Below are 24076 nucleotides of genomic sequence, written 5' to 3'. Positions count from 1 at the left end.
CTATTTCTCCTGTGTAGTTACGAGCTGTTTGCTCAGTGGTGTTTCAGGAATTTCTTTGGCAATCGTGACCAGATCGCCATCTGCCAAGAAACCTGTACCTGAAGAGACCACTTTTACATTCGCGGGTAAATTCAAGAGTTCGACACGATCTCCTAAACGGCGACCAACAGTGACTTTTTGCTGTGAAACACGATTATTTTCACCCACAATAAAGACATAGGAAAAACCATCACGCAACAGTAGAGCTGTTTGTGGAACCGTCAATGCAAGTTTCTGACCTAAATCGAATTCGCCTTTGACAAACATGCCCATACGCACAGCCTGTGTGGTTGGAATATCCACATAGACCAAGCCATAACGAGTTTGTGGGTCAATCACAGGTGCAATCATTCTGACTTTACCTGTCACTGCAGGTTGCGCAGGGTCAGGTGAAACAATATGTGCGGTCATGCCTTGTTTGAGCTTATACAAATCTGATGTGGTGACTTCCGCGCGCCATTCCAGACGATGATCCCGAATCAAACGGAACAGTTCTTGACCAGTTTGTGCAAGAGAACCGACTGTGGCTGTGCGGGCTGAAATTACGCCATTGTCTGGTGAAACCACTTGAGTCTGTGCTAAGCGTAATTGATTACTTTCGATTTGTGCTTTGGCTGCATCAAGCCGTGCTTGAGCAGTGGCTTGAGAGGTTTGATACTGAGTAGACTCTTGCGCTGAAATTGCGCCTGTGTTTTTTAATTGCTGGATACGTTTATTGTTGGTGATCGCATCAGCTAGGACAGCTTGTGCTTCGGCATAACTGGCTTTGGCTGCTGCCAAATCTGCACGGATAGTTTCACTATTAATTTCAGCCAAGACTTGACCACGTCGAACTTCATCGCCGACATTGACATTCACTCGGGTGAGGCGCTGGCCTGAGAGTTCGCTGCCAATCACCACTTCTTGCCATGCCGCAATGTTGCCATTGGCAGTAAAGGTTTGTTGCCAGTTTTGTTGTTGCGGCGAAACCACGGTCACGGTGAGTGCTGCTTTCTGTGCAGTTGGATTAGTATTTTTTTGCTTTTCAGTCACCGTTGATTTTTGAGCAGTTCCAATCCGCCAAATCCCGATTGCAGCAATTAAAAATACAGCAATGATTGCTAAAATGAGCCAACCCTTTTTCTTTATTTTCTTGGGAGTTTGTGAAGTCATCTTTCCATAGTCATCAAGTTTTGATGGCTAAGTATAGACGAAGATTTCAACAGTTGCTCAATCGCCCATAGACAGATAAAAAAATTAATAAGGTCACTTATCTATATTGCTGTTCAGTAGAATAAAAGTGTGAAACGCTTCAATTCCACTCTCTTATGCTGGCATAAAGGCGAACTGCTGCTTTAGAGTGGCAGTAAACGATTGGAGACCACGTTTTTCATAACAATGGTTGAGGTCAAACGCTGGACATTGGGTAAGGCAGACAGGCTGTCATCATAGAGTTTTTGGAAACTGGCCAAGTCTTTAGCCACAACATGCAGTAAATAATCTGGATTTCCAAATAAACGTTGCGCCTGAATGACATTGGCAATTTCAATGACTTTTTCTTCAAAGGCAGACAGGGCCTTTTTATCTCCATCTTTTAAGGTGACAAAGATGATCGCCGAAAAATTAAGGCCGATTTTTGAAGCCTCTAGATCGGCATGATAGCCCTTAATGACTCCACTTTCTTCCAATGCTTTAACACGACGATGGCAAGGTGACAGACTTAAACCGATTCTTTCCGCCAGTTCCGTGATAGATAATCGCCCATTTGCTTGTAGTTCAGCAATAATTTTCTTATCAATGCGATCCATTTAGAAGAATCTCCCTTCGGGCTTTGAAGATATAGAAGTATTTGGAATAACATTTTCACCATTAAAGCATATCCTTTCTCAACAATCTTCACCAAATGGTGAAAAAGAAAACGATCAAAGGTCATATTGTCGATGTGGGAAGGGCTTTGCTTATGGAACTTAGTGTGATTTTTGCTTTTTGGTGCGTTTCGATCTTATTCGTATTAACACCTGGCGCCGATTGGGCTTATGTCATTCTTGCAGGTATCAAAGGTAAATTTATTCTAAATGCCGTCACTGGTTTAGTGTTTGGGCATCTCATGGCGATCTTATGTGTTGCAGCAGGTGTGGGCGCTTTGGTGCAACATTATCCGATTTTACTCACTGCGATGACGATCATGGGAGCCTGTTATTTGTTATGGATGGGCATCAATCTATTTATACATCCAGCGACCATTTCAACTGAGACCGATGCTACGCAATCGCTTGATTCAGCAGGTTCATGGCTGATTAAAGGGGTGGGAATTAGTGGCTTAAATCCGAAAGTCTTACTGTTGTTTTTTGCCTTGTTGCCACCGTTTATTCATCCACAAATGGCATTTTCACCAACGGTACAAATTATTTTGCTAGGGCTCATTCATTTAATCAGTTGTGCTGTGGTGTATATGTTTGTCGGGATAGCAGCCAAGAAATTACTTAGAAGCAGACCGCGTGCAGTAAAAGCAGTCAGTCGTATTTCGGGCGGACTGATGATGCTCATCGCAGCAATTCTATTTATTGGGCAAATTTAAAATAAATGTTCCATTCTGCCTATTTATAAAGCTTTAAATTTATCATCATTGAATTCATGATCTTAATTTTAATAGGGTTCGGGTTTTAAAAATCATAAAATTGTACAGTGGCACATATAGGTAAAAAATAGTGTAAAACGTAGCAATTCTCATTTATTATGCGATTTTTTAAGTCGGCTGATAAAGATCATGGGTAGACAACTTAAACCATTAGTGCTGATGATGGCATGTGCTTCAATGGGGACAACAGCTGTTTTTGCGGATGAGGCACAACAAAGTGCTCAAGCCGATACAGCGGTGACATTAAACACCATTCGGATTACTGCAAGTGCAGATGCCTCGGCTGATGGTTTAACGGAGCCTTTTGCGGGTGGACAAGTCGCGAGCGGTGGTCGAGTTGGGATTTTTGGTAATCAAAAAAATCTGGATACACCTTTTAATCTGACTAGCTATACCAATGAATATATTCAGTCACGCCAAGCTAAAAGTGTAGGGGATGTTTTACAGGCCGATCCAAGTGTGCGAGTTGCGAGAGGTTTTGGTAATTTTCAGGAATCTTACTATATTCGTGGCTTTGTTTTAGGTTCTGATGATACTGCTTATAATGGTTTGTACTCGATTCTACCCCGTCAATATATCCCTACAGAATTGTTTGAACGCGTTGAGTTGTTAAAAGGGGCATCTGCATTTTTAAATGGCGCTACACCAAGTAGTGGTGGTATTGGTGGTACAATTAATTTATTACCAAAACGTGCAGCGAATGAACCATTAAACAGAGTCACTGTAGGCACAGATTTTAATGGTGGACAAATTGCAAATGATATCTCCCGTCGTTTTGGTGAAAACCAAGAGTTCGGGGTACGTGTAAATACAGCATATCGTGGCGGCAATACCAGTGTAGATGATGAAAAAGCATCGTTGGGTCTAGCTTCGATTGGATTGGATTATCGTGGTAATCGTTTACGTTTGTCTGGTGACATGGGCTATAGCAATAACCGCTTAGATGCAACACGCCCAAATATTACTTTAAGTGGCGTGACGAGCATCCCTAAACCAATTGATTCCTCAAGTAATTATGCGCAAAAGTGGACCTATTCCAATGAAGAAGATGTGTTTGGTAGCTATCGTGCAGAATACGATTTAACTGATGCAGTGACGGCTTATGCTGCCTATGGTTTCCGCCATGGCGAAGAAAACAATAGCTTGGCGAATTTCACACTGACCAATGCAGCAACAGGTGATGGCACTTCCTATCGTTTTGATAATGCACGTGTAGATATGGTGAACACAGGCGAAATCGGTGTACGTGCGAAGTTGAATACAGGTGCGATTGAACATAATCTTGTGTTATCAGGTTCTGCGTTCCAGCAGAATAGCCGTAATGCCTATGTGATGGATTACACCAATACATTTGCTGGAAATATTTATCGACCAACACAGTATGGAAAGCCTGAATATTCGAGTAGCGCACTCAAAGGCAATCAATTAGATGCACCGAAATTAACAACGCGTACACGTTTAAGAAGTATCGCCATTGGCGATAATCTCAAAGCATTAGATGAACGTTTAACAGTGATGTTGGGTGGGCGTTATCAACAAATTATGCAAGATAGCTATACTTACAACACCTCTGATAAAACCAGTTATGATGAAAGCAAGTTTACCCCTGCGCTTGGCGTCAGTTATAAGTTAACCCCTGAAATCTCGATCTATGCGAACTATATCGAGTCTTTGGCAAAAGGACTTTCAGCGCCATCAACGGTTGCAAACAAAGGAACGGTGCTTAAGCCATTTGTTGCAAAGCAGAAAGAAGTGGGGGCGAAATTTGAAAATGATCAGATTGGTTTAACGCTCAGCTTATTTGATATTGATAAACAAAAAGGGATTGTCGACCAGAACAATTATTTTGTTGATGGCGGAAAATATGTGCATCGCGGTGCTGAGTTGAGCAGTTATGGGAAGCTCACTGATTCAATCAAAATATTGGGTGGTGTGACTTGGTTAGATGCAAAACAAAAGCAAACTCCTGAAGCTAAATACAATGGTAATCAGGAAATTGGTGTTGCAAAATTCCAAGCTAATTTAGGTGCTGATTGGCAATTACCAATCGAGCAGGATATTGCGGTGAATGGTCGTGTAGTTTATACAGGTTCTAGCTATGCCAATGATGCTAATACCCTGAAAGTGGGAGATTGGACGCGTTTAGATTTAGGTGCAAGTTATAAAACCCAATTTAATCAGGTTCCTACGACGTTTAACTTAAGCATCAATAATGTCTTTGATAAGAAATATTGGGCTTCAGTCGGTGGCTATGACAATATTGGAAGTAATGCGAAAACCTCAAATACTTATTTAAATGCAGGCTTACCTCGTACTTTTATGCTCAGTGCAAGCTTTGATTTCTAATGTGTTGATTTAAAAAAATCCCCGAATATTCGGGGATTTTTTTTATTTATAGAATTGCTTTCAGCCGTTTGACCACTTCTTCACACTGTGCCAAATCTGCAACCAGTGCCATTCTGACATGGCCTTCGCCCGGATTACCTTGTTCTGTGTCACGAGACAGATAACGGCCTGGTAAAACCTTGATGTGCGCTTTTTCCATCAACATTTTGGCAAAAGTTTCATCGTTGTCCACTTTTAGCCAATAATAGAAGCCTGCATCTGGTTTTTGTAATGGCAATAAATGACCAAGTTCTGATTGGAATAAATCAAACTTGGCACGATATTGCTGACGGTTTTCTTCAACATGTGCTTCATCATTCCATGCCGCAATTGAAGCCAACTGATTTTGTACTGGCATTGCAGCGCCGTGATAGGTGCGATATTGCAGATATGGTTTTAATAAAGCCGCATCACCTGCAACAAAACCAGAACGCATGCCTGGTAAGTTTGAACGTTTAGACAGGGAATGGAACACGATACAATTCTTATAATCATCACGGCCCATTTCGGCACAAACTTCTAAAAGTCCAATCGGCGCTTGATCAAACCAAAGTTCCGAATAACACTCATCCGATGCAATCACGAAATCATATTGATCAGACAGTGCGATCAGCTTTTTAAACTGTTCTTTTGACAGGACCGTTCCTGTCGGGTTGCCTGGCGTGCACACAAACAGTAAGGCTGTTTTTTCCCAGACTTCCGCTGGGACAGCATCAAAGTCACCTAAGTAACCATTTTCTTCAGTACAGTTAATAAAATAGGGTTTTGCACCTGCAAGTAGGGCTGCACCTTCATAAATCTGATAAAACGGATTTGGCATCACCACATAGGGTACATCTTCACGCTTAATCAAAGCTTGTACAAAAGAGAAAATGCCTTCACGTGTACCAGAAACAGGCAGGATATGATCTTCTGCACTAATATGATTCAACTTGAAGCGATTGCTGAGCCATTGTGCGATACTTTGGCGCAGCTCGGGCAGACCTTTACTGTTCGGGTAGGTCGATAGATGGGCAAAATTATCAATAATCGCTTGTTTGACGAACTCTGGCGCAGGATGTTTAGGCTCACCAATTGATAAAGGAATCAACGGTAAATTGGCAGGTTGCACATCTTTAAAAAGTTGGTTTAACTTTTCAAAAGGATAGGGATGCAATAACGACAAGCTAGAGTTCATTTAAACAGTTACCAAACAATAAAATTTAAGATGGATTACAAATTTGATTCGATGCTTCATCTAAAGCGGCTTTTAAGCTTTCCGCAAAAGTTTTCACTTCTTCATCGCTGAGCAAGACACCATTTTTCTTAGTGACAAAGAAAATATCTTCTGCACGTTCGCCCAGCGTGGCAATTCTTGCAGAATGGATATCCAAACCTTGCAGCATGAACAAACCACCAATACGCGCCAGTAGACCTGGATGGTCGAGGGTTGAAATTTCAACCATGTGTTGCTGTAACGTCGGGTTTAGGACAATATCTACAGTATTTTGCACATCAAAATGACGCAAATGACGTGGGATACGGCGTTGCATAATCCCCGGATATTGATCTGAATGGCTTAAAGCATCGACCAAAGCGGCTTTCACTTTGCGTTCGCGATCCGGATCAGTCAGCAAGGTACCAAAACGGTCAAGCACTAAGTAAGTATCTAAGCTGAATGAAGTTGAGGCGGTGATAATGCGAGCATCTTGAACATCAAGGTTCATACGATCCAGCACCGCAACCGTGGTGGCAAACAAGTTTGGTTGGTCGCGGGTATAGATAAAGATCTGAACCGCATCATCGGCAGCATTACGATGCGCCCGTAATAACACCAAAGGTTCTGGATTATCGCCGTGTTGTAAAATTGCTTGGGTATGCCAAGCAATTTCATTGGCTGACTCTTTGACGAAGTATTCATCACCCAGCTCTTGCCAAACTTTCTCAACTTCAGCCAGAGAGAAGTCATTGACCAAGAGTTCACTGGCAGCAAATTTGGTATCTTCAATCAGCATTTGATAATCAACCGGACGACCCAAGCCTGAACGAATCACATCACGTGCGTAGGTATACAACTGACGCATCAAAGACGCACGCCATGTATTCCACAGTTTCGGATTGGTTGCGTTAATGTCGGCAACCGTCAGGGTATAAAGATAATCGAGATGCTCCATATCGCCGACTTTTTCAGCAAAGTCTTTGACTTCATCAGGGTCCGAAATATCTTTTTTCTGTGCAGTAAGAGACATCAATAAGTGATTGTTAATCAGCCATGCAACCAGTTTACACTCTCGTTCGGTAAAGCCATGGGTACGGCAAAATTCAATCGCATCCAGTGCACCAAGTTCACTGTGATCACCACCACGACCTTTGGCAATATCATGAAAAATCGCGGCCATATACACGATGTCATGGCGGGCGATACGCTGAAACACAGAGCTGACCACTGGGAATTCTTTGGCAAATTCCGGTTCTTTAAAGCGACTTAAATTGCGTAGTAATAATAAGGTATGCGCATCGACCGTATAAATATGGAATAGGTCGTATTGCATCAAACCTGTAATCTGTCCAAAAGCAGGAATGTAATTCCCCAACACGCCATAACGTTTCATTGCCACCATGGTGTCATATAAATGCGGCGAGCGAATGATCGACATAAACAGTGCTTGATGTTCGGGATTATCGCGGAAACGTTGATCAATCCGTTTTGCAGCAAGCACCAGCAGGCGCAAGGTACGGGCACGAATCCCAGTAATTTCAGGACGATTTGCCAACAGATAGAACAATTCTAAGATGGCAATTGGTTCTTCTGAAAATACTTTATGATGTTGAACAGCCAATTTTCCATCGACAATTTTAAAACGCTCATTAATCTCGATAATGTGACGTTCATAATCAGCTAGACGTGGAGTAATCACCGATTCATTGAAATAGGCGAGTAGCATTTCATTCAGCGTTGAAACTTGCTGCGCGGTACGATAGTAGCGCTTCATGAACTGTTCAACGGCAAAATTAACAGGTTGGCCTTCTTCACGCACATAGCCAAATTTTGCTGCTATATCACGTTGATATTCAAATAATAAACGGTTTTCATCGCGTTTGGCTAAACGGTGTAAATGGGTGCGAATTTCCCATAAGAAACTTTCCGCTTCTTCTAATACACCCAATTCAAACTCAGTAATAAAACCCAAATGCACCAAATCATAAATACGATTGACACGGAAGTGACGTTTGGCAATCCAGCCGATCTGGTTGATATCGCGGATACCCCCTGGGGCATTTTTAATATCAGGTTCTAAATTACTTTCGGTATTGTTGTGTTGCGCATAACGTTTGGCTTGTTCAGCCATTTTGGCATCATAGAAAGTTTGATCCGTCCATGTTTGCGCAACAATACGGCGTGGCCATTTGGCTAATTGCTGATTGCCGGTAATGAGACGAGCTTCAATCAAGGTAGTGGCAACAGTTAAGTCATTAATGGCTTGTTCGACACAGTTTTGAATGGTACGTACGCTGATGCCTGGTTTGAAATTACCGACATCCCATAACGAGGAAATAAAGGTAGAGATCAGTTTTTCTTGTTCTTCGCTGATTTCATCTTCAGATAAAATCATGATATCTGTATCTGAATAAGGCAGCATCTCATGGCGGCCATAACCACCGACTGCAAATAAGCCCAATTCAGTTTGATCTAGACCTGCGTGGTTCCAAAGAAAGATCAAAGCTTCATCAATCGAATCAGAACGCGCGCCAATCACATCGCGAATGGGCTGCCCATTTTCATAACTCTCCTGTAATTGCTTTTCTACATCCGTACGCCATTGGTTAATGGCTTGAATATCATGAAGACTGGTGACGTAGTTCAACAAAGGAGAGGTCTTGATCATAAAGCTGAGTCTTCTATCAAAGCCCCTCTAGATTTGAGGGGAAGTTGTAATGATAATCACCTAAGGTCGTCTTAAGCGTTGGTTTGTACACTCACTTGGTCTGCGGCATGTTGTGCCAATTCACGTGCAAGATCGGTTGTCTCAGCACGAGCAGTTGCTACACCCATACGGCGGCGTTTAAAGCCTTCAGGTTTACCAAATAGACGTAGATCAGTGTTTGGATTGGCTAATGCAAGATTCAAGCCAGTAAAACTCAGATTTTTGGCATCTACGCCTGCATAAATCACGGCACTTGCAGCCACACTATGACGAGCTGTATTGACAGGTAAACCTAAGATCGCACGTGCATGTAGTTCAAATTCGCTTTGGAATTGTGAAGCTAAAGTCACTAAACCCGTGTCATGCGGACGAGGTGAAACTTCGCTAAACCAGACTTTATCGCCTTTGATAAATAGTTCCACTCCGAAGATACCACACCCCCCTAAAGCAACAGTGACTTTATTGGCAATGCGTTTGGCTTCTTGTAGCGCAACAGCTGTCATCGGTTGCGGCTGCCAGCTTTCTACATAGTCACCCGCATCTTGACGGTGGCCAATTGGATCACAGAAATGTGTTTCAATTTCACCTGTTTCAGGGTTTTTAGCACGAACGGTAAGTAGGGTAATTTCAAAATCAAAATCAATCTGTGATTCAATAATCACCGTACCTTGATTGACGCGACCACCTTGCATTGCATAATCCCAAGCCGCATCCACTTCATCAAAACTCTTCACGCGAGATTGACCTTTACCTGATGATGACATCACAGGTTTTACAAAGTTTGGATAGCCAATGTCATCACATGCAGCACGGAAGCTTTCTAGTGTATTGGCAAAGCGATAAGCAGAGGTGGGTAGGCCAAGCTCTTCAGCAGCTAAACGGCGAATTCCTTCACGGTTCATAGTGAGATTGACTGCTTTAGCCGATGGAATCACTGTTGCAGTTTGGCTCTGTTCAATTTCAACGAGCACTTCGGTCGCGATCGCTTCAATCTCTGGAACAATTAAGTGAGGTTTGATCTTTTCAATCAGTTGTTTTAATTCGGCTGGATCAGCCATATTCAGGGTATAAGCATAATGTGCGACTTGCATGGCAGGCGCATGATCATAACGATCTGCAGCATGAACTTCGACACCCAAGCGTTGTAAAGAAATCACAACTTCTTTACCAAGCTCTCCAGAACCTAACAGTAAAACCTTAAATGCAGAAGATTGAAGTGGAGTTCCTAGAGTGACGCTCATGCGAATAATCCTATCCTGAGTAATTTGTGTTTAAGCATAGCAGAACTTTCTACTGAATTAAGCTTATACACCATAAAAAAACATGCTTTTTGTTAGACAAAAAATAGCACTTAGTACCGTATTTGTCTGTTTAAACATTGACCTGATAATTGAGTTGTAACTGGTCTGCATGTTGTCCACGAATTCCCCAATTACATTTCGGTGTTTCAAAAATTGTGATTTCAATGTCTTGGGGGGAAATTCCACATTGCTGTTCGGCATAAGTAAAAATGCTTTGAATCAAGCTTTTTTTTGCTTCAATGCTTCTGCCTTCAAACATCGAAATTTCGATAATCAGATAGTGCGGACTACGATCATTGGGATAAATAAAGTCTTCTTTCGCTAGTGCAATAAAACGCTGAAATTTCTTTTCGATGGGATAATTTAAACTTTCCACCAGTGCTTGATGTATGGCATGTGAAAGTTGATGCCTAAACTGCTCAATCGTGGGTTGTAAGGCATAAATCTTGATTTGTGACATGGTGGTTTTCTTCCTTCTTGAAGTTTTAATTTTTTATATATGAGCAAGTCTGACTTTATGCTGAACAAGAATATAAAATCAATTGTTTAGAGTAAAAGGTATGCTGCTGAGTAAATAAGTAACAAGCATTGAGAATTATTCCCAAATTGACTAGCATAATGTGCAATTGTTTCCTCGGCGATTTGCTATGTCTCATCCAAACTCTCGTATAGCTGCAATCTTGTTATGCAGTACTTTTTTATTGGCTGCTTGTGGAAACTCAAGTAATGAACCAAAAGAAAAGGTCGAAATCAAACCTGCGCCGAAGCTCAATAATGATGCCACCACCTATGCTAATGCGGCATGGAAGTTGATTAATGACATCGATCCGATTGTTTACAATAAACAGACTACCGAGATTGAAGAAAAAGTCAGAAAACCGCTACGCCAGCTCAGTACTGATTGGCGTATCAATGTCAAAATGACTGATTCAGTGACAGAAGGGAAATATGCCCTGTGCCGTAAAGCACTGACCAGCTTGGATACTTGGGCACGTGAGGTAAAAGACAAGGCGAATGCATCGACTCAAAAGCAGGCTGATTATGAACGTGATAAAGCGCAATGCAAGGATGCAATTGATAATCCTGCGTTAGGCAATACCTCTCCAAAGTAGGAGTGAAAAATGTATCTTCGTATCTTATCGGTTTTCTTGATTCTATTTGGTCTGTTGGGAATAAACCCCAGTTATGCCCAAGTAGATTTTCATCTTGCCTATCAGGTGCAAATGCCGAAGACGAAGCCTGTACATTTTTCTAATGATCGTTCATATAGATTTGTGAGTCTGTCTCCCTTTTTTACTGCCAATGAGTTAGTGAATGCAAAGGCGATTCTTGTTGAAGGAAGTGCTGTTGTTGAAATTGAAATTTCGGCTTCTGCACAGAAAAAGTTTAATCAGTTGGCCAATAGAAATACGCAAAGTCAAGATCAAGGTCTATTTAATCAGATGATTGGTTTAGGCGTTATGATTGATGGACAGCCTACAACGGTTATACAAGGGGTTTACAGACCTATTTCAGATCGAAAATTATGGTGTTTCCTGATAGATGATCGTTTACCCGCTCAGGAGCAATTGCGTCAGGCTAATGATATTGTGAAAAAAATGAAATTGACCCAAGCGCCACATTAAAATCATCTCGTTTGGAGTTTATCCCAGCTTAGATGTAGAGCTTGAATACAGAATGACAGGATGTCATTTCAATAAAAAAGCGAAATCAATGATCTCGCTTTTTTATGGTTAAAGTTATCTGACGACTACTACGAGGTTTTGACCGTTTTTGCGGCTTCCTGTTTGGCTTTGCTTGCTGTCGTGCTAGCCACTTTTTTAGTATCTGTGGTTGCTTTCATTGCATCGTGTTTGGCTGTTTCTTTCATTTTCGTCATGTCATGTTTTGCAGTGTCGGTTGTCTTGGTTGCTTCTTTCTTAGTTTTTACCACAGTTGTTGCAACACATTTGCCACCTTTATGATTGGGTCCTGTACCACCTTGAATTTGAGTTCCTTTTGGGCAGGCAAATGCGCTAGCGCTGAGTACGGTAAATAGGCCTGCTGTTAAAATCGTTGCAATTTTTCTCATGATTGTCATCTGCATCGGGTAAGCGATAGTGCTTAGCTTTAATGTATGCGTGTTGAGAGGACGAAAGCAGACTGATTTTGTGAAATATTTTAGAGCATCAGTAGTATTTTATAGTGAGAGTTTATCTTTTAATTTATGTTTAAGCTTAAAAGCATATTGCAAAAAATGCTGTGCTTATCCATTTTAAATACAAAGTATTATACTTACGCTTTTAGGTGACTGGCGGTTGCCAATATTCTGAGGCGCTCTAAGTCCAGCACTACAATTTTTTTAAAACCAAGCTGAATCACGCCTTGTTTCTCAAACTGATTCAGTTCCTGATTGATGGTCTGTCTAGATACCGTCAGCATGTTGGCCAACTGGTCTTGAGAGATTTGAATACTAAAATCCTGAATAAGTGCACGATTGCCATAACCTTCTAAAATAAACAATAAGCGTTGTGCCAGACGCTGACTGATGCTTTGGGTTTGAATCGCAATTTGTTCTAAAAATACATAGCGTAATTTTTGACTGGTCAGCAAGGCAAAGTAATACCAGTAATACGGATTTTGGAGCAAAAAATCATGCAGTGCTTGGGCGGGTATTTGCAGTACCACGCTCTTCTTTAAAGCAACCGCATCATGTGATCGCGGTTGTTGGTCGATTAAGGAAATTTCGCCAAACCACATGATCGGTTCAGCAATTGCAGCAATGGCTTCATTGCCATTCACATCGATATAGCCCAAGCTAATAGAACCTTCCAGTACGCCGTAAACACCGTCAAAAATATCTTGAGCCTTAAACACCGCCGCATTTTTTTCAATGATATGCTTTTTGCCATGTTGAATAATAAAGTTTTGAAAGGGTTCTGCCAGATGACTAAACCATGAATTTTGCTGCAAATGTTGAATATAAACACGATCTAACACGGCTGTTCCTTGATTAAAAATAAGTCCATTTGTCAGCTACATGACAACTTCGCTGCAATATTTCTTATAGATTAACAGTATAAACAAATGAAATGAGGAATGAGAAATGACAAATTTGGAACGTCTACTTAGCCAATATGCGGCTTATCACTTAGATCGAAATAATATTGTGACCCATTTTGTGGGTATTCCCTTAATTGTTTTTTCTATTTTATGTTTAACGGCACGTGCTGGCGTGGAAATTTCGGGCTTTTCAATTACTTTAGCCATGTTGCTCATCATTCTAAGCAGCATTTACTATATTTCATTGGATAAGCTATTCGGTCTTTTGATGCTGATTTTATTGGTCTTGGCATATCCATTGGCTGTGAATATTGCGGCTTTACCAATGTGGAGTTGGTTAGGCGCCAGTATCGGTATTTTTGTGGTGGGTTGGGCATTCCAATTCGTGGGTCACTATTTTGAGAAGAAAAAACCAGCTTTTGTCGATGATGTGATTGGTCTAGCCATTGGGCCATTATTTGTACTGGCTGAATTTGTGTTCTTGCTTGGATTCCGTAAACCCTTACATCAGCGCATTTTAAAAGAGGCACAAATGAAACGTGCTGAAATGGATATGAAGCCACAAACAGTATCTTAAATTGCCAGTTGGATCTAAAAGTCCTGCATAAAACCTCTGAAAATGTCTAATTTTTAGGGGTTTTTTATGCAGTTTATTTATTTTAATCCGAATTAAATTTATAGCTTGAAAGCTAAGCTATAAAATAAAGAATACATCGAAAATTAGATTATCTTATCTTGAATAAATAAAGGAATAAGTTGTTTTATAAAATGTCCTAAAGTAGCAAATAAAAGACAGTGAGCTGAACTACAATAAATAATTAAATGGATTTATTTTTATATAACAAGATTAATATGCGATTAAATAATATTGAATTCCTGTTGGAAAAAATAGGACTGACTGCACATAAACGTGCCATTCATATTCAGTTTGCAAATCAGAGTTTAAATCCTCAAATTTTTTTGCAGCATATTGAGGGCGTTCATGGCCTTAATCAAGGACTCAAGGCTGAACTAATCTGTCTGTCAACGGATGCTACCATTCCGCTCAAGCAATTCATTGGCAGTCAGGCTGCGATAGATACAGTGACTGATCAGGGGCAGCTTAGCCGTGTCACTGGGATTATCACCCAAGCATCACAAGGCCTATCTGACGGCAGTTTAAGCCTCTATAAACTGACTTTAGAAGATCCAACCGCGCTGTGGCATAAAAGGCGAAACTCTCGCGTATTTATGAATAAAAGCGTGTGTGAGGTGGTGCAAGTCATATTTAAGGAATGGCAACAAAGAAGCCCATTATTTGCTTCAAGCTTGACACTGGATTTAAGTGGGTTGCGCACAGACTATGATGTACGTCCATTTATTATGCAACATAATCAGACCGATGCAGAGTTTTTAACATTTTTGATGCGGAGTGAAGGGATGAGCTGGGTGATTGACGAAGCCCAGCTTATTGTTCCGACTAGCAAAAGTCCAATCCAAGCGCAAAAACTACGTTTGATTGATGACAATAGCCACTATCAAGCCCTAGCGCGAAGAACGCAGCTTACAGCCGACCGCCGTGCATATCCAGCGTTGGCAAGCCGATGCACTGGAACAAGAGGACGGAGCAGGTAGTGTTCAAAGCAAACATCAGCACAGTGAAGGCGATGATGTAGCCTCACTTGGACTCGAAGATGCATGGCATTTCAGTCCAGCATGGATGCAGGACCTAAAGGGTGAAGATGGTGTAACACCGTCAGGTCATGCGCAAATTGAAAAGCTGAATCAGCAGATTGGGCAATACCACGACTTACAAGCAAAGCAATTTGTGGCGAATAGCACCGTTCGAGACGCCCATGTCGGGTACTGGTTTGAACTGGCAGGACACCCTGAAATAGATCAACACCAAGGAGATGATAAGCAATTCCTGATCACTGCCAAGCAGTTTTATAGTCAGAATAATCTTCCGAAAGACCTAAGCCAACAGATCCAAGATCTGATCAACCAGAGTCAGTGGCAACAACAGAATATTGGCTCTGAACAACGTCAGGCAAATCAACTGACACTACAACGCCGTAATATCAAAATCGTACCTGAATATAACCCCTTAACTCATAGGCCAACTGCTCACCCAATGCGAGCTCGAGTTGTTGGCCCTGAAGGAGAGGAAATCCATGTGGATGAATGGGGGCGTATAAAAGTTCGTTTTCTATTTACCCGTACAGAAGACCATAGCCATGATGGTGGTGCAGGAACCAACGATGATGATACTGACTCAGCATGGGTCGATGTCCTGACCTCTTGGGCTGGCGAAGGTTTTGGTGCGCGGTTCTTGCCTCGCGTCGGTGAAATGGTGGTCATTGACTTCTTTGATGGCAACCTTGACCGCCCTTTTGTACTGGGGAGGATTCATGAAGCGCAGCGTTCACCCACACAGTTTGATCAAATAGGAAAACTTCCTGAGACCAAAAAACTGTCAGGTATTCGATCACGCGAATATAAAGGTGAAGGCTTTAATCAACTACGTTTTGATGACAGCACAGGGCAGATCAGTGCACAACTGCAAAGTAGCCATGCCGCCAGTCAATTAAATCTCGGTCAGCTCTGTCATCCAAAAAACAAGGTTGAAAGCGAAGACCGTGGTGAGGGCTTTGAACTGCGTACCGATTTATGGGGCGCAGTACGTGCGGGAGAGGGTTTATTGCTTTCAACCCATAAGCAAGATCATGCACAAGCTGAACATCTGGATGCACAGTCAGCCAGACAGCAACTTGAAGCGAACCAGAATAATACCCAAGCACTGAGTGAGGTCGCCAAAAATCAGCAGACCGATGAACTTGAATCACTGGCTCAGTTAAAAGCGTTCGCTGCACAGATCGAAATAAAGATTGCCAAGTTCAATAAAGCATTGCTGTTACTGAGTTCACCCGAAGGTATTGGCCTGAGTAGCCATGAAGATATTCATATCTCGGCGGATAGACAGATCAATCAGATCGCTGGCGAGAGTATTCATCTGAGTACACAAAAAAATCTGATTGCCCATGCACAAAACAGGATCAGTTTGTTTGCTGCCCAAACAGGGATTAAACAGGTTGCGGCGAAGGGGAAGTTTGAAGTCCATGCACAAACGGATGGCATAGATTTATTCTCTAAACAAGGCATTCAAATTATTTCGACTGAAGATCGGGTTGAAATCATTAGTGCAAAAGAAATTGTGATTACAGGCAAAGATTCTCAACTGAAACTGAATGATTCAGGCATTGTCGCGACCACAGGTGGCAAATTTGAGGTAAAAGCAGGTCAGCATGTGTTTATGGGTGGGGCGAAAGTAAATACAGTTATTTCAGTATTACCCGATGTAGAAAATCCTTATGTTTTACAATACTTGGTAAAAAATAAAGAAAGTCAGGTCATGGCTGATAAACCTTACATCTTATTTGATGAAGAGGGAAATGTTCAAAAGGGAAAAACTGATCAAAAAGGATTTATGAAGCTAAAAACATCGCCATCTGCTCAACAAATTACGACTCTAGTAATAATGAATGAAATTGAGCACGCTGGAGAAGAAGATTCTGGAGATCAACTATGAGTACCTATTTCAGCCGTCTAAAGCTCAGTGTTCAAGCCCCTCTCAAATTGAAAGATTTAACTTATAAATTCTTTGTGATTAATAATGCGACTAAGAAAACAACAACATTTGAAGGTAATTTTGATGAGCAGGGTTTAACAGGTTGGACTGAAATATATAATTTAAATACCTCCTTGATTTATGCTGTTTATTTCCGTGGAGAAATCCTACAAAAAATTGCTGTACAAGCTTATCCCAATAAGAAAACGCATAGTACCTTTACCATTAAAATGACAACAGAACTAACGCAGAAGGTGAAACAGAATATTAAGGAAATTTATTTAGATGATGGGGAAGTTGCTTGGTATCTGGTTAAAAAGGCAGAAACCATGCATGACTGGTCTAAACGAGTTTTTAAGAGGCCTTTAATCGCATCAGATTGGGATATACTACGGGCAAACAACCCACATATTTCGAATATCGTGCCTATTCGAATATTGTCACCTGGAATGGTCATTGTTCTCTCAAATTCAACCACAGCAAAAGAGCTTCCAAAATATAAAAAGGATGCTCAAGATGCATTTAAAAACTTAGTGGAAATGAAAAAGGATAAAGATTTTGATGCCGAGTTTTTTGCACAAAACTATGAATTTTTTTATAACTCCTTAATAAGTGAGGATTATGTTGGTCTTAGCCACAAACCTATAGAAAATGTTGATGGTACTGGTACGATGCTAGCAACAACAGCAAAAAATACAGTAGACGGGGCACTATTATTTGTTGAGGAAACTAAAAATAGAACTTTGGGGGCTTATTCTCAGTTAGTAAAAAATTATGCCCAAGAACATCAGAAGAAAACGCGTTTAGCTAATCCTAAACACTTTAATAAGTTTGAAGCGGCCAACTCAGCATTGCTGAAAGATTTTGAAAATAGCATTTCCCAAAGGATGTTTAAGTGGGATACAGGAATACAAACATCAAATTTAAGAAAAAATTTGAGAAGTACGGCATTTGTGAAGAGTGCTTACTATCAAGGTGGATTGCCAGCCTATTTAAAGAATATGAATGAGGTTGGACGTGTGACTAGTGTTCTTAAACAAGGTGGTAACTTTATGATTGGTGTCGGAATTGCAGAAGCTGGAATTAATATTTACCAAGCAACTGAGACGGGGGAGAATAAAAAAATTAGAAAAGCAGTCTTAGTAGAACCCTTAAAGCTAGGAGGGAGTATTTATGGGGGAGTAAAAGGGGCTTCTCTAGGTGCAGCCGCTGCGGTTTTAGTTATCGGGGTTGGAACGGGTGGGATTGGATTAGTTGTTATCGGTGCTTGTGCTGTTGCTGGGGGGATAGGTGGGGGAATAATAGGAGGAAAGATTGGTGAGATTATAGGTATTGGCGCTGATCGTAGTATAGAATGGATGACCCAATAAAATGTTAGAAAAGTCTTTTGAAATTGTTTTTGCAACTATTGGCTCTATATGGCTTTCTTATTCCTTAATATCTAGTTTCAAAAGTTATGCATATGTTAAAAAGAATCTTAGTTCTATCTCTAGTTTACTCTTTGGTAATCCTAAATACATCAAAAAGCTAGATTTGACTAGCTTCTTTTTAATAGAGACAACAACAGGAATGGTTGCAGCTGCTAGATTCAGAGAGCTAAAAGTACTAAAAAGGGATACCGTTTTTTCTAGAGGTCCCTTTCTATTAGCGCCCAATATGAATGATAAAAATCTTAATCTATTATTACTCAATCATGGAGAATGGTATAAATCCGTTGTAAAAAATTTAATTTTTTCAGCTTTTTGTTTATCAATACTAGCAATAATACTATTTTTTCCAAAGTAAAAGTATTACTTAGGACTTATAGGGGAGCAAGCATTAGCAGCTATTACAATTGCCATGTTAGTATTGGGTGTTGGTACAGGTGGTGATGGATTAGTTGTTATCGGTGCTTGTGCTGTTGCAGGAGGAATAGGAGGCGGGATTTTTGGAGGATGGATGGGGGGGAATAGTCTTGCTAGTGGTGGAACTGGATGGGTTGTATTGGGAGTTGCTGCTGGTTTAGGTGCAGTTGCCAGTTGGGCTGTTGGTACAGGTACTGGTCTAGGTGCAGAATATGTATATGATAAAGTTAATGATAGAAATAGAAAATGATTAATTTTATTAATTTATTTTTAGAAGACAAAATTTTTTCTTTTTTTATTCTTGCTTTCCTTTTTTTATTTCTGTATGTATTTACTTTCATCGTTCAGTATGTTTATTTATCCTGTAATTTAAAAGGTATTTGTAGGCTTGTATATGGAGATGAGAGACATTATAAAATACCACTCAACCCATTTGATTCATATTTTATTGGATTGGTTCCATTAGTTTTTTTTCGTGAAGTATTAAATATTAAGCAAGGCATGAGCTTCAAGAAGCTTTACAATAAAGATTTCTTTTTTATAGTAAGAAAAAATGAACTAGTTCAACTTCTTAATAAATTTCCCTTCTTTTTTTATATTCAATATACTCTTATCTTTTTTGGTATTTTTTTTTCTTATATTTTTGACTTTTGCTTGCTTATTGTTAAGTTTTAGCTGATATCGAAATTGTAATTATTGTAGAGGTTATCATGATAATTATGCCGATGAGGGTTTTAACCATGGAGTTGTTGATAAAATTACAAAGAGCGTAAATGCTGGAGCAACCTCAAAAATGATAGAAGATAGACGTTCTTTTTTTGACAAGTCTAAAAATATTTTTAAATAGTGATGTCTTATGAAATTTCTGTTAATTACAATACTCTTTTTAATAATTGGTTGTACTAATGCAAAAACGAATGATACTTATGAAGGCTGTGATGTAAAATATACGAAAATAAGTCTTAAGGTTAAAAATGATTTTCGAATAGTAAGTAAATCTTGTAATGAAGAAAATCCTGTTGTGATTAATTATTTAGAAGGAGGTAATCAAAAAATATTTATTAATAAATATGATATAAATATAGGGAAGTGGTTGCCGAAGTTGGAAGCTGTAAGTGTTTATAAAAAAGATAATCAGAGACCATTGTTAATTACACTTCATACACAAGTATGGGATTCTCCAACAGTCAATGGTATTCTTTATAATGTTAACTTATATGAAATTTATTTAACTGAGAAAAGAGTTAGGTTGGTTGATATAAGTAATATTCTTGGGAACTCTCAGAGTGGGTTGGAGGGAGTATCTGATGATTATATGCATTTTAAATTCAAAGACATTGCTACTATTAAAAAATGGCTGGATAAGAATTATAAATGAGAGTATTTATTGGGTTGTATTTTATATGGTTAACTATGTATGTCTATGCAGATAAAAATATTCTGATTTGTAAACCTGAAAGTACTGTTTTTAATGATATATTGAATTGTTATTTAATTGAATAACAAGAAAATGACAAAGAGCTAAACTCAGTTTATAAAAATAAAATATCTAAACTTTCCCAAGATGAAAAAGAAAAGTTAAGAACATCTCAAAGAAACTGGGTTAAGAAGAAAGAAAAGCTATGTATTGCAAATGAAGATGAATTTGGACGAGAAAGTCATTTTGAAGCTATAGCATGCCAAACTGAAATGACAAAAGAGCGTATTTCTTTTCTAAAAAGATATTGAATTTTCTATTAAAGTTACAATTAATATGTGAATAATATGGAATTGTGAAATGAAAAAGAAATTTATGCATTTTCTGTTTATTTTAATATTTTTATTCTGTTATAAGAATGCGTGGGCAAAAGAGCACTGTCATCTTCATGAAGAGATAGCGTTAAGTATTTTTAAGAAAAATGACTATAAATTATTTAATTATACGTGCTCATCGGAACAAGGTGAGACTTTAAAAAATTATATTGGAAATTCTAAAAAACAAGGTTTTTGTAAATGAATATTTTGATTTTGCTGCTAAAGAAAGGCCTAAACTTTTAGCCGTTAGTGTTTATAGACCAAAAATGGAAAAATTGCCTTTAATTATAACTCTGCATACATCATATTATTGTTGTACCCCTCAAGTAGAAGGTAATTCTTATGAAGTTAATCTTTATCAGATAGATAAAAATATGAAGTTAACAGAATTAACAAGTCTACTAGGTGATGATTCAGAAGGTTTTGAAGGACAGGTAGAGGGGCGGGTTTATTATAAATTCAAAGACATTGCTTCGATTAAAAAATGGCTGGATAAAAATTATAAATGAGCGTTTTTGTTGGATTGTTATCTATACGCATCGGTATTCATAAAGTTTTTATTTTCGATGAATATTTTAAATAAAAAACCGCCAATAAGATCCTCATTGACGGTTTGGAAATCAAAAAACTGATTTATACATTAAAACGGAAGTGTAATACATCGCCGTCTTGAACGACATAGGTTTTACCTTCTAAACGCCATTTACCTGCTTCTTTGGCACCGCTTTCACCGTTGTATTGAATGAAGTCATCATAAGCAACACATTCAGCACGGATAAAGCCTTTTTCGAAGTCAGTATGAATCACACCAGCCGCTTGTGGCGCAGTCGCACCGACCTTAACAGTCCAAGCACGAACTTCTTGTACGCCCGCAGTGAAGTAAGTTTGTAAGCCAAGTAAGCTATAACCTGCACGAATCACGACATTTAAGCCTGGTTCTTCCATGCCCATCGCTTCCAAGAATTCAGCACGGTCTTCATCTTCTAACAATGAAATCTCAGCTTCGATCTGGTTACAAAGCGGTACAACAATCGCATTTTCTTCAGCAGCAAGTTTTTTAACCGCTTCAAGATGCGGGTTATTTTCAAAACCATCTTCTGCAACGTTCGCAATATACATGGTTGGTTTAAGTGTCATTAAACCAAAACCGCGAACCGCTTTACGTTCGTCATCAGAAAGGTCAGCCGCACGTGCTGGTTTACCTTCATCAAGCAAAGGTTGGATTTTTTCTAATACAGCTTTGGTTGCAAGTGCTTCTTTGTCACCGCCTTTCGCCGCTTTAGTCAAACGTAACAATGCTTTGGCAACGGTATCAAGGTCAGCAAGTGCAAGTTCGGTGTTGATGGTCGCGATATCATCTAAAGGATCAATTTTACCATTTACGTGAATCACGTTTTCATCTTCGAAACAACGAACAACGTGTGCAATTGCATCCGTTTCACGGATGTTGGCAAGGAATTGGTTACCCAAGCCTTCACCTTTTGATGCACCAGCAACTAGACCTGCGATATCAACAAATTCCATTGTGGTCGGGATAACACGTTGTGGTTTAACAATTGCTGTAAGTTTATCTAGGCGTGGATCTGGAACAGGAACAATCCCTGTATTCGGTTCAATGGTACAAAACGGAAAGTTTTCAGCCGCAATCGCTGCCTTTGTTAATGCATTAAATAATGTAGATTTACCTACGTTTGGCAGACCAACAATACCGCAATTAAAACCCATGAAACCACTCACAAATGTGTTATTTAAAAATTGCTGCTGATTTTACATGAAAGCCATGACAAAGTCAGGTCATGGCGAGTATGGATTTTTATTTCGAGCTTAAACTTTGCGTTTATCCAGTTGTTTGGCAATATTATCGCCTGTGACTTGTACCAACATCACCAAAACAATCAGCACTAAAATTACCGCCAGCATCACTTGCATATCAAAACGTTGATAGCCGTAACGGTAAGCAATATCGCCCAAACCACCTGCACCAATCGCACCTGCGATGGCAGAGGAACTGATCATGGTCACAATGGTCACGGTAAAACCTGCGACAATCCCTGGCAAGGCTTCAGGGAGTAACACATGCCAAAGAATCTGTTTACGATTACAGCCCATCGCTTGTGCTGCTTCAATCAGACCTTGATCGACTTCACGTAGGCTGACTTCGGCAATACGGGCGAAGAATGGAATAGCGGCGATGGTTAAGGGCACAATCGCAGCCAAGACCCCATAACTGGTGCCAACGATCCAACGGGTAAATGGAATCAATGCCACCATTAAAATCAGGAAGGGCACGGATCGAGTGATGTTAATCACCCAGCCCAAAGGCTGATTAATTTTCTTGGATGGGTAAATCCCAAAATCTGCGGTACTGACCAAAATCAAGGCAATCGGCAGACCAATCAAAAAGGCCAAAATCGCAGAGACACCGACCATGATTAAAGTATCGGTCGTACCTGTGAGTAACAGATCAATGAGTTGATTGTACATATCCGATCACCTCAAGTTGTGTTATTGCCGGATGTTTTTCAAAGTGGGAGTGAGTTAAATCAAATTCCGAAGAGGGAACCCCGATAATCAATGAGCCAATGGTTCGCTGTTGAATGCTATTAATTTGGCTGTGGTAGACCTGAACTGGACGATTAAAGCCATCCAATAGTTGATATAAATCAGGAACGGCTTGCGATTCACTGACATATTTTAGCTTTAAAATCTGATGGGTACTCTGAGGCAGAATGGTTTGACTCAGTTCAAAAGGTAAATTTACCTGCTCAAAATTGAGTAATTCCCGTGTGATCTGTTGTTGTGGATCGGAAAATACCGACCAGACTTGCCCAGACTCGATAATCTCACCATGATCAATCACGATCACCTGATCACAAATTTCTTGAATGACTTGCATCTCATGGGTGATCAAGACAATGGTTAAGCCGAGGTCTCGGTTGATCTGCTTTAACAACGATAAAATATTGGCCGTGCTTTCTGGGTCGAGAGCTGAGGTCGCCTCATCACAGAGCAGAATTTCGGGTTGAGAAACCAAGGCACGGGCAATGCCCACACGTTGTTTCTGCCCACCAGACAATTGAGCCGGGTAATCATTTCGCTTTGCTGCTAATCCAACCAGCGTCAGTACATCACTGACCCGTTGCTCTATTTCGGCCTTGTCATAACCAGCAATACGTAGCGGTAGCGCCACATTTTCCCATACGGTTTTTGCAGACATCAGATTAAAATGCTGAAAAATCATGCCAATCTTCTGTCGAGTTTTAATCAACTCGACATGGCTGAGTTCAGCAATATTTTGCTGATGAATCAAAATACTGCCTGTATCAATCGACTCCAGACCATTTAAGGTACGCAGCAGGGAGGATTTACCTGCACCACTTTTTCCGATAATCCCGACAATCTGTGCTTTAGGAATATCCACATTAATGTCTTTTAATGCATGTAAGCGTTGGCCCTGAACCTCGTAAAACTTATTTAAACCACGGATTTTCAGATGTGGAACTGAAAAATCAACTTGTGAACCAAAACTCACCATCATCGTT

Annotated in this window: 21 protein-coding genes and 2 pseudogenes; 12 read left to right on the top strand and 11 right to left on the bottom strand. The window is 40.1% G+C overall.

The annotated features are described in order from the left end of the window. Together F957_RS02155 and F957_RS02160 are read right to left on the bottom strand one after the other, a co-directional pair. Entirely contained in the window at positions 1–1191 is a 1191-nt protein-coding gene (locus F957_RS02155) for an efflux RND transporter periplasmic adaptor subunit (protein WP_016543267.1), read from the bottom strand. Between the two features lie 182 nt (positions 1192–1373). Continuing rightward, positions 1374–1826 carry an Lrp/AsnC family transcriptional regulator gene (locus tag F957_RS02160; protein ID WP_016543268.1) on the bottom strand — a complete coding sequence of 151 codons (453 nt, stop codon included), beginning with the start codon at positions 1824–1826 and terminating at the stop codon, positions 1374–1376. Between the two features lie 152 nt (positions 1827–1978). Between F957_RS02160 and F957_RS02165 the strand changes: the two genes are divergently transcribed. Both F957_RS02165 and F957_RS02170 read left to right on the top strand, forming a co-directional pair. Continuing rightward, positions 1979–2596 carry a LysE family translocator gene (locus F957_RS02165; RefSeq protein ID WP_016660622.1) on the top strand — a complete coding sequence of 206 codons (618 nt, stop codon included), beginning with the start codon at positions 1979–1981 and terminating at the stop codon, positions 2594–2596. Between the two features lie 189 nt (positions 2597–2785). Then, entirely contained in the window at positions 2786–5002 is a 2217-nt protein-coding gene (locus F957_RS02170; RefSeq protein ID WP_016543270.1) for a TonB-dependent receptor, read from the top strand. A gap of 46 nt (positions 5003–5048) precedes the next feature. Here F957_RS02170 and dapC read toward each other — a convergent pair whose 3' ends face one another. The 4 genes from dapC to F957_RS02190 all read right to left on the bottom strand — a co-directional run bounded on the left by dapC (position 5049) and on the right by F957_RS02190 (position 10707). Beyond that, a complete protein-coding gene (gene dapC, locus F957_RS02175) occupies positions 5049–6218 on the bottom strand; it encodes a succinyldiaminopimelate transaminase (RefSeq protein WP_016543271.1) in 1170 nt (389 codons plus the stop codon). Between the two features lie 25 nt (positions 6219–6243). Continuing rightward, entirely contained in the window at positions 6244–8907 is a 2664-nt protein-coding gene (gene glnD / locus F957_RS02180; protein ID WP_016543272.1) for a [protein-PII] uridylyltransferase, read from the bottom strand. 71 nt (positions 8908–8978) lie between these two features. After that, complete coding sequence (gene purT / locus F957_RS02185; RefSeq protein WP_171068331.1) at positions 8979–10196, bottom strand: formate-dependent phosphoribosylglycinamide formyltransferase; 1218 nt, start codon at positions 10194–10196, stop codon at positions 8979–8981. Between the two features lie 121 nt (positions 10197–10317). Beyond that, positions 10318–10707 (bottom strand): tautomerase family protein, encoded by a 390-nt coding sequence (locus F957_RS02190; RefSeq protein WP_016543274.1) that lies wholly within the window; start codon positions 10705–10707, stop codon positions 10318–10320. Between the two features lie 187 nt (positions 10708–10894). Here F957_RS02190 and F957_RS02195 point away from each other — a divergent pair, with 187 nt between their 5' ends. Both F957_RS02195 and F957_RS02200 read left to right on the top strand, forming a co-directional pair. Then, entirely contained in the window at positions 10895–11359 is a 465-nt protein-coding gene (locus tag F957_RS02195; protein WP_016543275.1) for a hypothetical protein, read from the top strand. Between the two features lie 9 nt (positions 11360–11368). After that, positions 11369–11872: a hypothetical protein gene (locus tag F957_RS02200; RefSeq protein ID WP_016543276.1), complete on the top strand. Its 504-nt coding sequence runs from the start codon at positions 11369–11371 to the stop codon at positions 11870–11872. A gap of 128 nt (positions 11873–12000) precedes the next feature. On the opposite strand, the gene F957_RS02205 is transcribed toward F957_RS02200, so the two are convergent. Both F957_RS02205 and F957_RS02210 read right to left on the bottom strand, forming a co-directional pair. After that, positions 12001–12318 (bottom strand): hypothetical protein, encoded by a 318-nt coding sequence (locus F957_RS02205; RefSeq protein ID WP_016543277.1) that lies wholly within the window; start codon positions 12316–12318, stop codon positions 12001–12003. A gap of 203 nt (positions 12319–12521) precedes the next feature. Further along, positions 12522–13226 (bottom strand): Crp/Fnr family transcriptional regulator, encoded by a 705-nt coding sequence (locus F957_RS02210; RefSeq protein WP_016543278.1) that lies wholly within the window; start codon positions 13224–13226, stop codon positions 12522–12524. 106 nt (positions 13227–13332) lie between these two features. Between F957_RS02210 and F957_RS02215 the strand changes: the two genes are divergently transcribed. The 8 genes and pseudogenes from F957_RS02215 to F957_RS21530 all read left to right on the top strand — a co-directional run bounded on the left by F957_RS02215 (position 13333) and on the right by F957_RS21530 (position 21043). Beyond that, positions 13333–13866 (top strand): Mpo1 family 2-hydroxy fatty acid dioxygenase, encoded by a 534-nt coding sequence (locus F957_RS02215; protein ID WP_016543279.1) that lies wholly within the window; start codon positions 13333–13335, stop codon positions 13864–13866. 275 nt (positions 13867–14141) lie between these two features. After that, a pseudogene (locus F957_RS20900) lies at positions 14142–16857 on the top strand (type VI secretion system Vgr family protein). After that, entirely contained in the window at positions 16854–18266 is a 1413-nt protein-coding gene (locus tag F957_RS02220) for a hypothetical protein (RefSeq protein WP_016543282.1), read from the top strand. Before F957_RS20900 ends, F957_RS02220 begins: the two are co-directional and overlap by 4 nt. 1 nt (position 18267) lies before the next feature. Next, positions 18268–18681, top strand: coding sequence for a hypothetical protein (locus F957_RS02225; RefSeq protein WP_016660618.1), 414 nt, complete (start codon positions 18268–18270; stop codon positions 18679–18681). 54 nt (positions 18682–18735) lie between these two features. Continuing rightward, positions 18736–18990, top strand: a complete 255-nt coding sequence (locus F957_RS02230) for a hypothetical protein (protein ID WP_016543283.1) — start codon at positions 18736–18738, stop codon at positions 18988–18990. Between the two features lie 606 nt (positions 18991–19596). Beyond that, complete coding sequence (locus F957_RS02240; RefSeq protein ID WP_016660616.1) at positions 19597–20118, top strand: hypothetical protein; 522 nt, start codon at positions 19597–19599, stop codon at positions 20116–20118. 137 nt (positions 20119–20255) lie between these two features. Then, a pseudogene (locus F957_RS21965) lies at positions 20256–20468 on the top strand (lysozyme inhibitor LprI family protein); the annotation flags it as partial. A gap of 233 nt (positions 20469–20701) precedes the next feature. Next, positions 20702–21043, top strand: a complete 342-nt coding sequence (locus F957_RS21530; RefSeq protein ID WP_322783562.1) for a hypothetical protein — start codon at positions 20702–20704, stop codon at positions 21041–21043. A gap of 124 nt (positions 21044–21167) precedes the next feature. Here F957_RS21530 and ychF read toward each other — a convergent pair whose 3' ends face one another. The 3 genes from ychF to F957_RS02255 all read right to left on the bottom strand — a co-directional run bounded on the left by ychF (position 21168) and on the right by F957_RS02255 (position 24069). Beyond that, positions 21168–22259, bottom strand: a complete 1092-nt coding sequence (gene ychF, locus F957_RS02245; RefSeq protein WP_004653068.1) for a redox-regulated ATPase YchF — start codon at positions 22257–22259, stop codon at positions 21168–21170. 99 nt (positions 22260–22358) lie between these two features. Continuing rightward, positions 22359–23018, bottom strand: coding sequence for a methionine ABC transporter permease (locus F957_RS02250; RefSeq protein ID WP_005062303.1), 660 nt, complete (start codon positions 23016–23018; stop codon positions 22359–22361). Further along, positions 22999–24069, bottom strand: a complete 1071-nt coding sequence (locus tag F957_RS02255) for a methionine ABC transporter ATP-binding protein (RefSeq protein WP_016543285.1) — start codon at positions 24067–24069, stop codon at positions 22999–23001. The genes F957_RS02250 and F957_RS02255 overlap by 20 nt, the downstream gene beginning before the upstream one ends. Positions 24070–24076: the final 7 nt, after the last annotated feature.

The organism is Acinetobacter gyllenbergii CIP 110306 = MTCC 11365 (assembly GCF_000413855.1).
Classification (GTDB): Bacteria; Pseudomonadota; Gammaproteobacteria; order Pseudomonadales; family Moraxellaceae; genus Acinetobacter; species Acinetobacter gyllenbergii.
The sequence above is the reverse complement of the archived record's forward strand: the minus strand, read 5'-3'. Positions and strand labels throughout refer to the sequence as shown.

Bases quoted from the DNA above. Each gene is read 5' to 3' on its own strand.
- F957_RS02155 (WP_016543267.1), bottom strand. From the start codon at position 1,191: ATGACTTCACAAACTCCCAAGAAAATAAAGAAAAAGGGTTGGCTCATT.
- F957_RS02160 (WP_016543268.1), bottom strand. From the start codon at position 1,826: ATGGATCGCATTGATAAGAAAATTATTGCTGAACTACAAGCAAATGGG.
- F957_RS02165 (WP_016660622.1), top strand. From the start codon at position 1,979: ATGGAACTTAGTGTGATTTTTGCTTTTTGGTGCGTTTCGATCTTATTC.
- F957_RS02170 (WP_016543270.1), top strand. From the start codon at position 2,786: ATGGGTAGACAACTTAAACCATTAGTGCTGATGATGGCATGTGCTTCA.
- dapC (WP_016543271.1), bottom strand. From the start codon at position 6,218: ATGAACTCTAGCTTGTCGTTATTGCATCCCTATCCTTTTGAAAAGTTA.
- glnD (WP_016543272.1), bottom strand. From the start codon at position 8,907: ATGATCAAGACCTCTCCTTTGTTGAACTACGTCACCAGTCTTCATGAT.
- F957_RS02190 (WP_016543274.1), bottom strand. From the start codon at position 10,707: ATGTCACAAATCAAGATTTATGCCTTACAACCCACGATTGAGCAGTTT.
- F957_RS02195 (WP_016543275.1), top strand. From the start codon at position 10,895: ATGTCTCATCCAAACTCTCGTATAGCTGCAATCTTGTTATGCAGTACT.
- F957_RS02200 (WP_016543276.1), top strand. From the start codon at position 11,369: ATGTATCTTCGTATCTTATCGGTTTTCTTGATTCTATTTGGTCTGTTG.
- F957_RS02205 (WP_016543277.1), bottom strand. From the start codon at position 12,318: ATGAGAAAAATTGCAACGATTTTAACAGCAGGCCTATTTACCGTACTC.
- F957_RS02215 (WP_016543279.1), top strand. From the start codon at position 13,333: ATGACAAATTTGGAACGTCTACTTAGCCAATATGCGGCTTATCACTTA.
- F957_RS02220 (WP_016543282.1), top strand. From the start codon at position 16,854: ATGAGTACCTATTTCAGCCGTCTAAAGCTCAGTGTTCAAGCCCCTCTC.
- F957_RS02225 (WP_016660618.1), top strand. From the start codon at position 18,268: ATGTTAGAAAAGTCTTTTGAAATTGTTTTTGCAACTATTGGCTCTATA.
- F957_RS02230 (WP_016543283.1), top strand. From the start codon at position 18,736: ATGTTAGTATTGGGTGTTGGTACAGGTGGTGATGGATTAGTTGTTATC.
- F957_RS02240 (WP_016660616.1), top strand. From the start codon at position 19,597: ATGAAATTTCTGTTAATTACAATACTCTTTTTAATAATTGGTTGTACT.
- ychF (WP_004653068.1), bottom strand. From the start codon at position 22,259: ATGGGTTTTAATTGCGGTATTGTTGGTCTGCCAAACGTAGGTAAATCT.
- F957_RS02250 (WP_005062303.1), bottom strand. From the start codon at position 23,018: ATGTACAATCAACTCATTGATCTGTTACTCACAGGTACGACCGATACT.
- F957_RS02255 (WP_016543285.1), bottom strand. From the start codon at position 24,069: ATGGTGAGTTTTGGTTCACAAGTTGATTTTTCAGTTCCACATCTGAAA.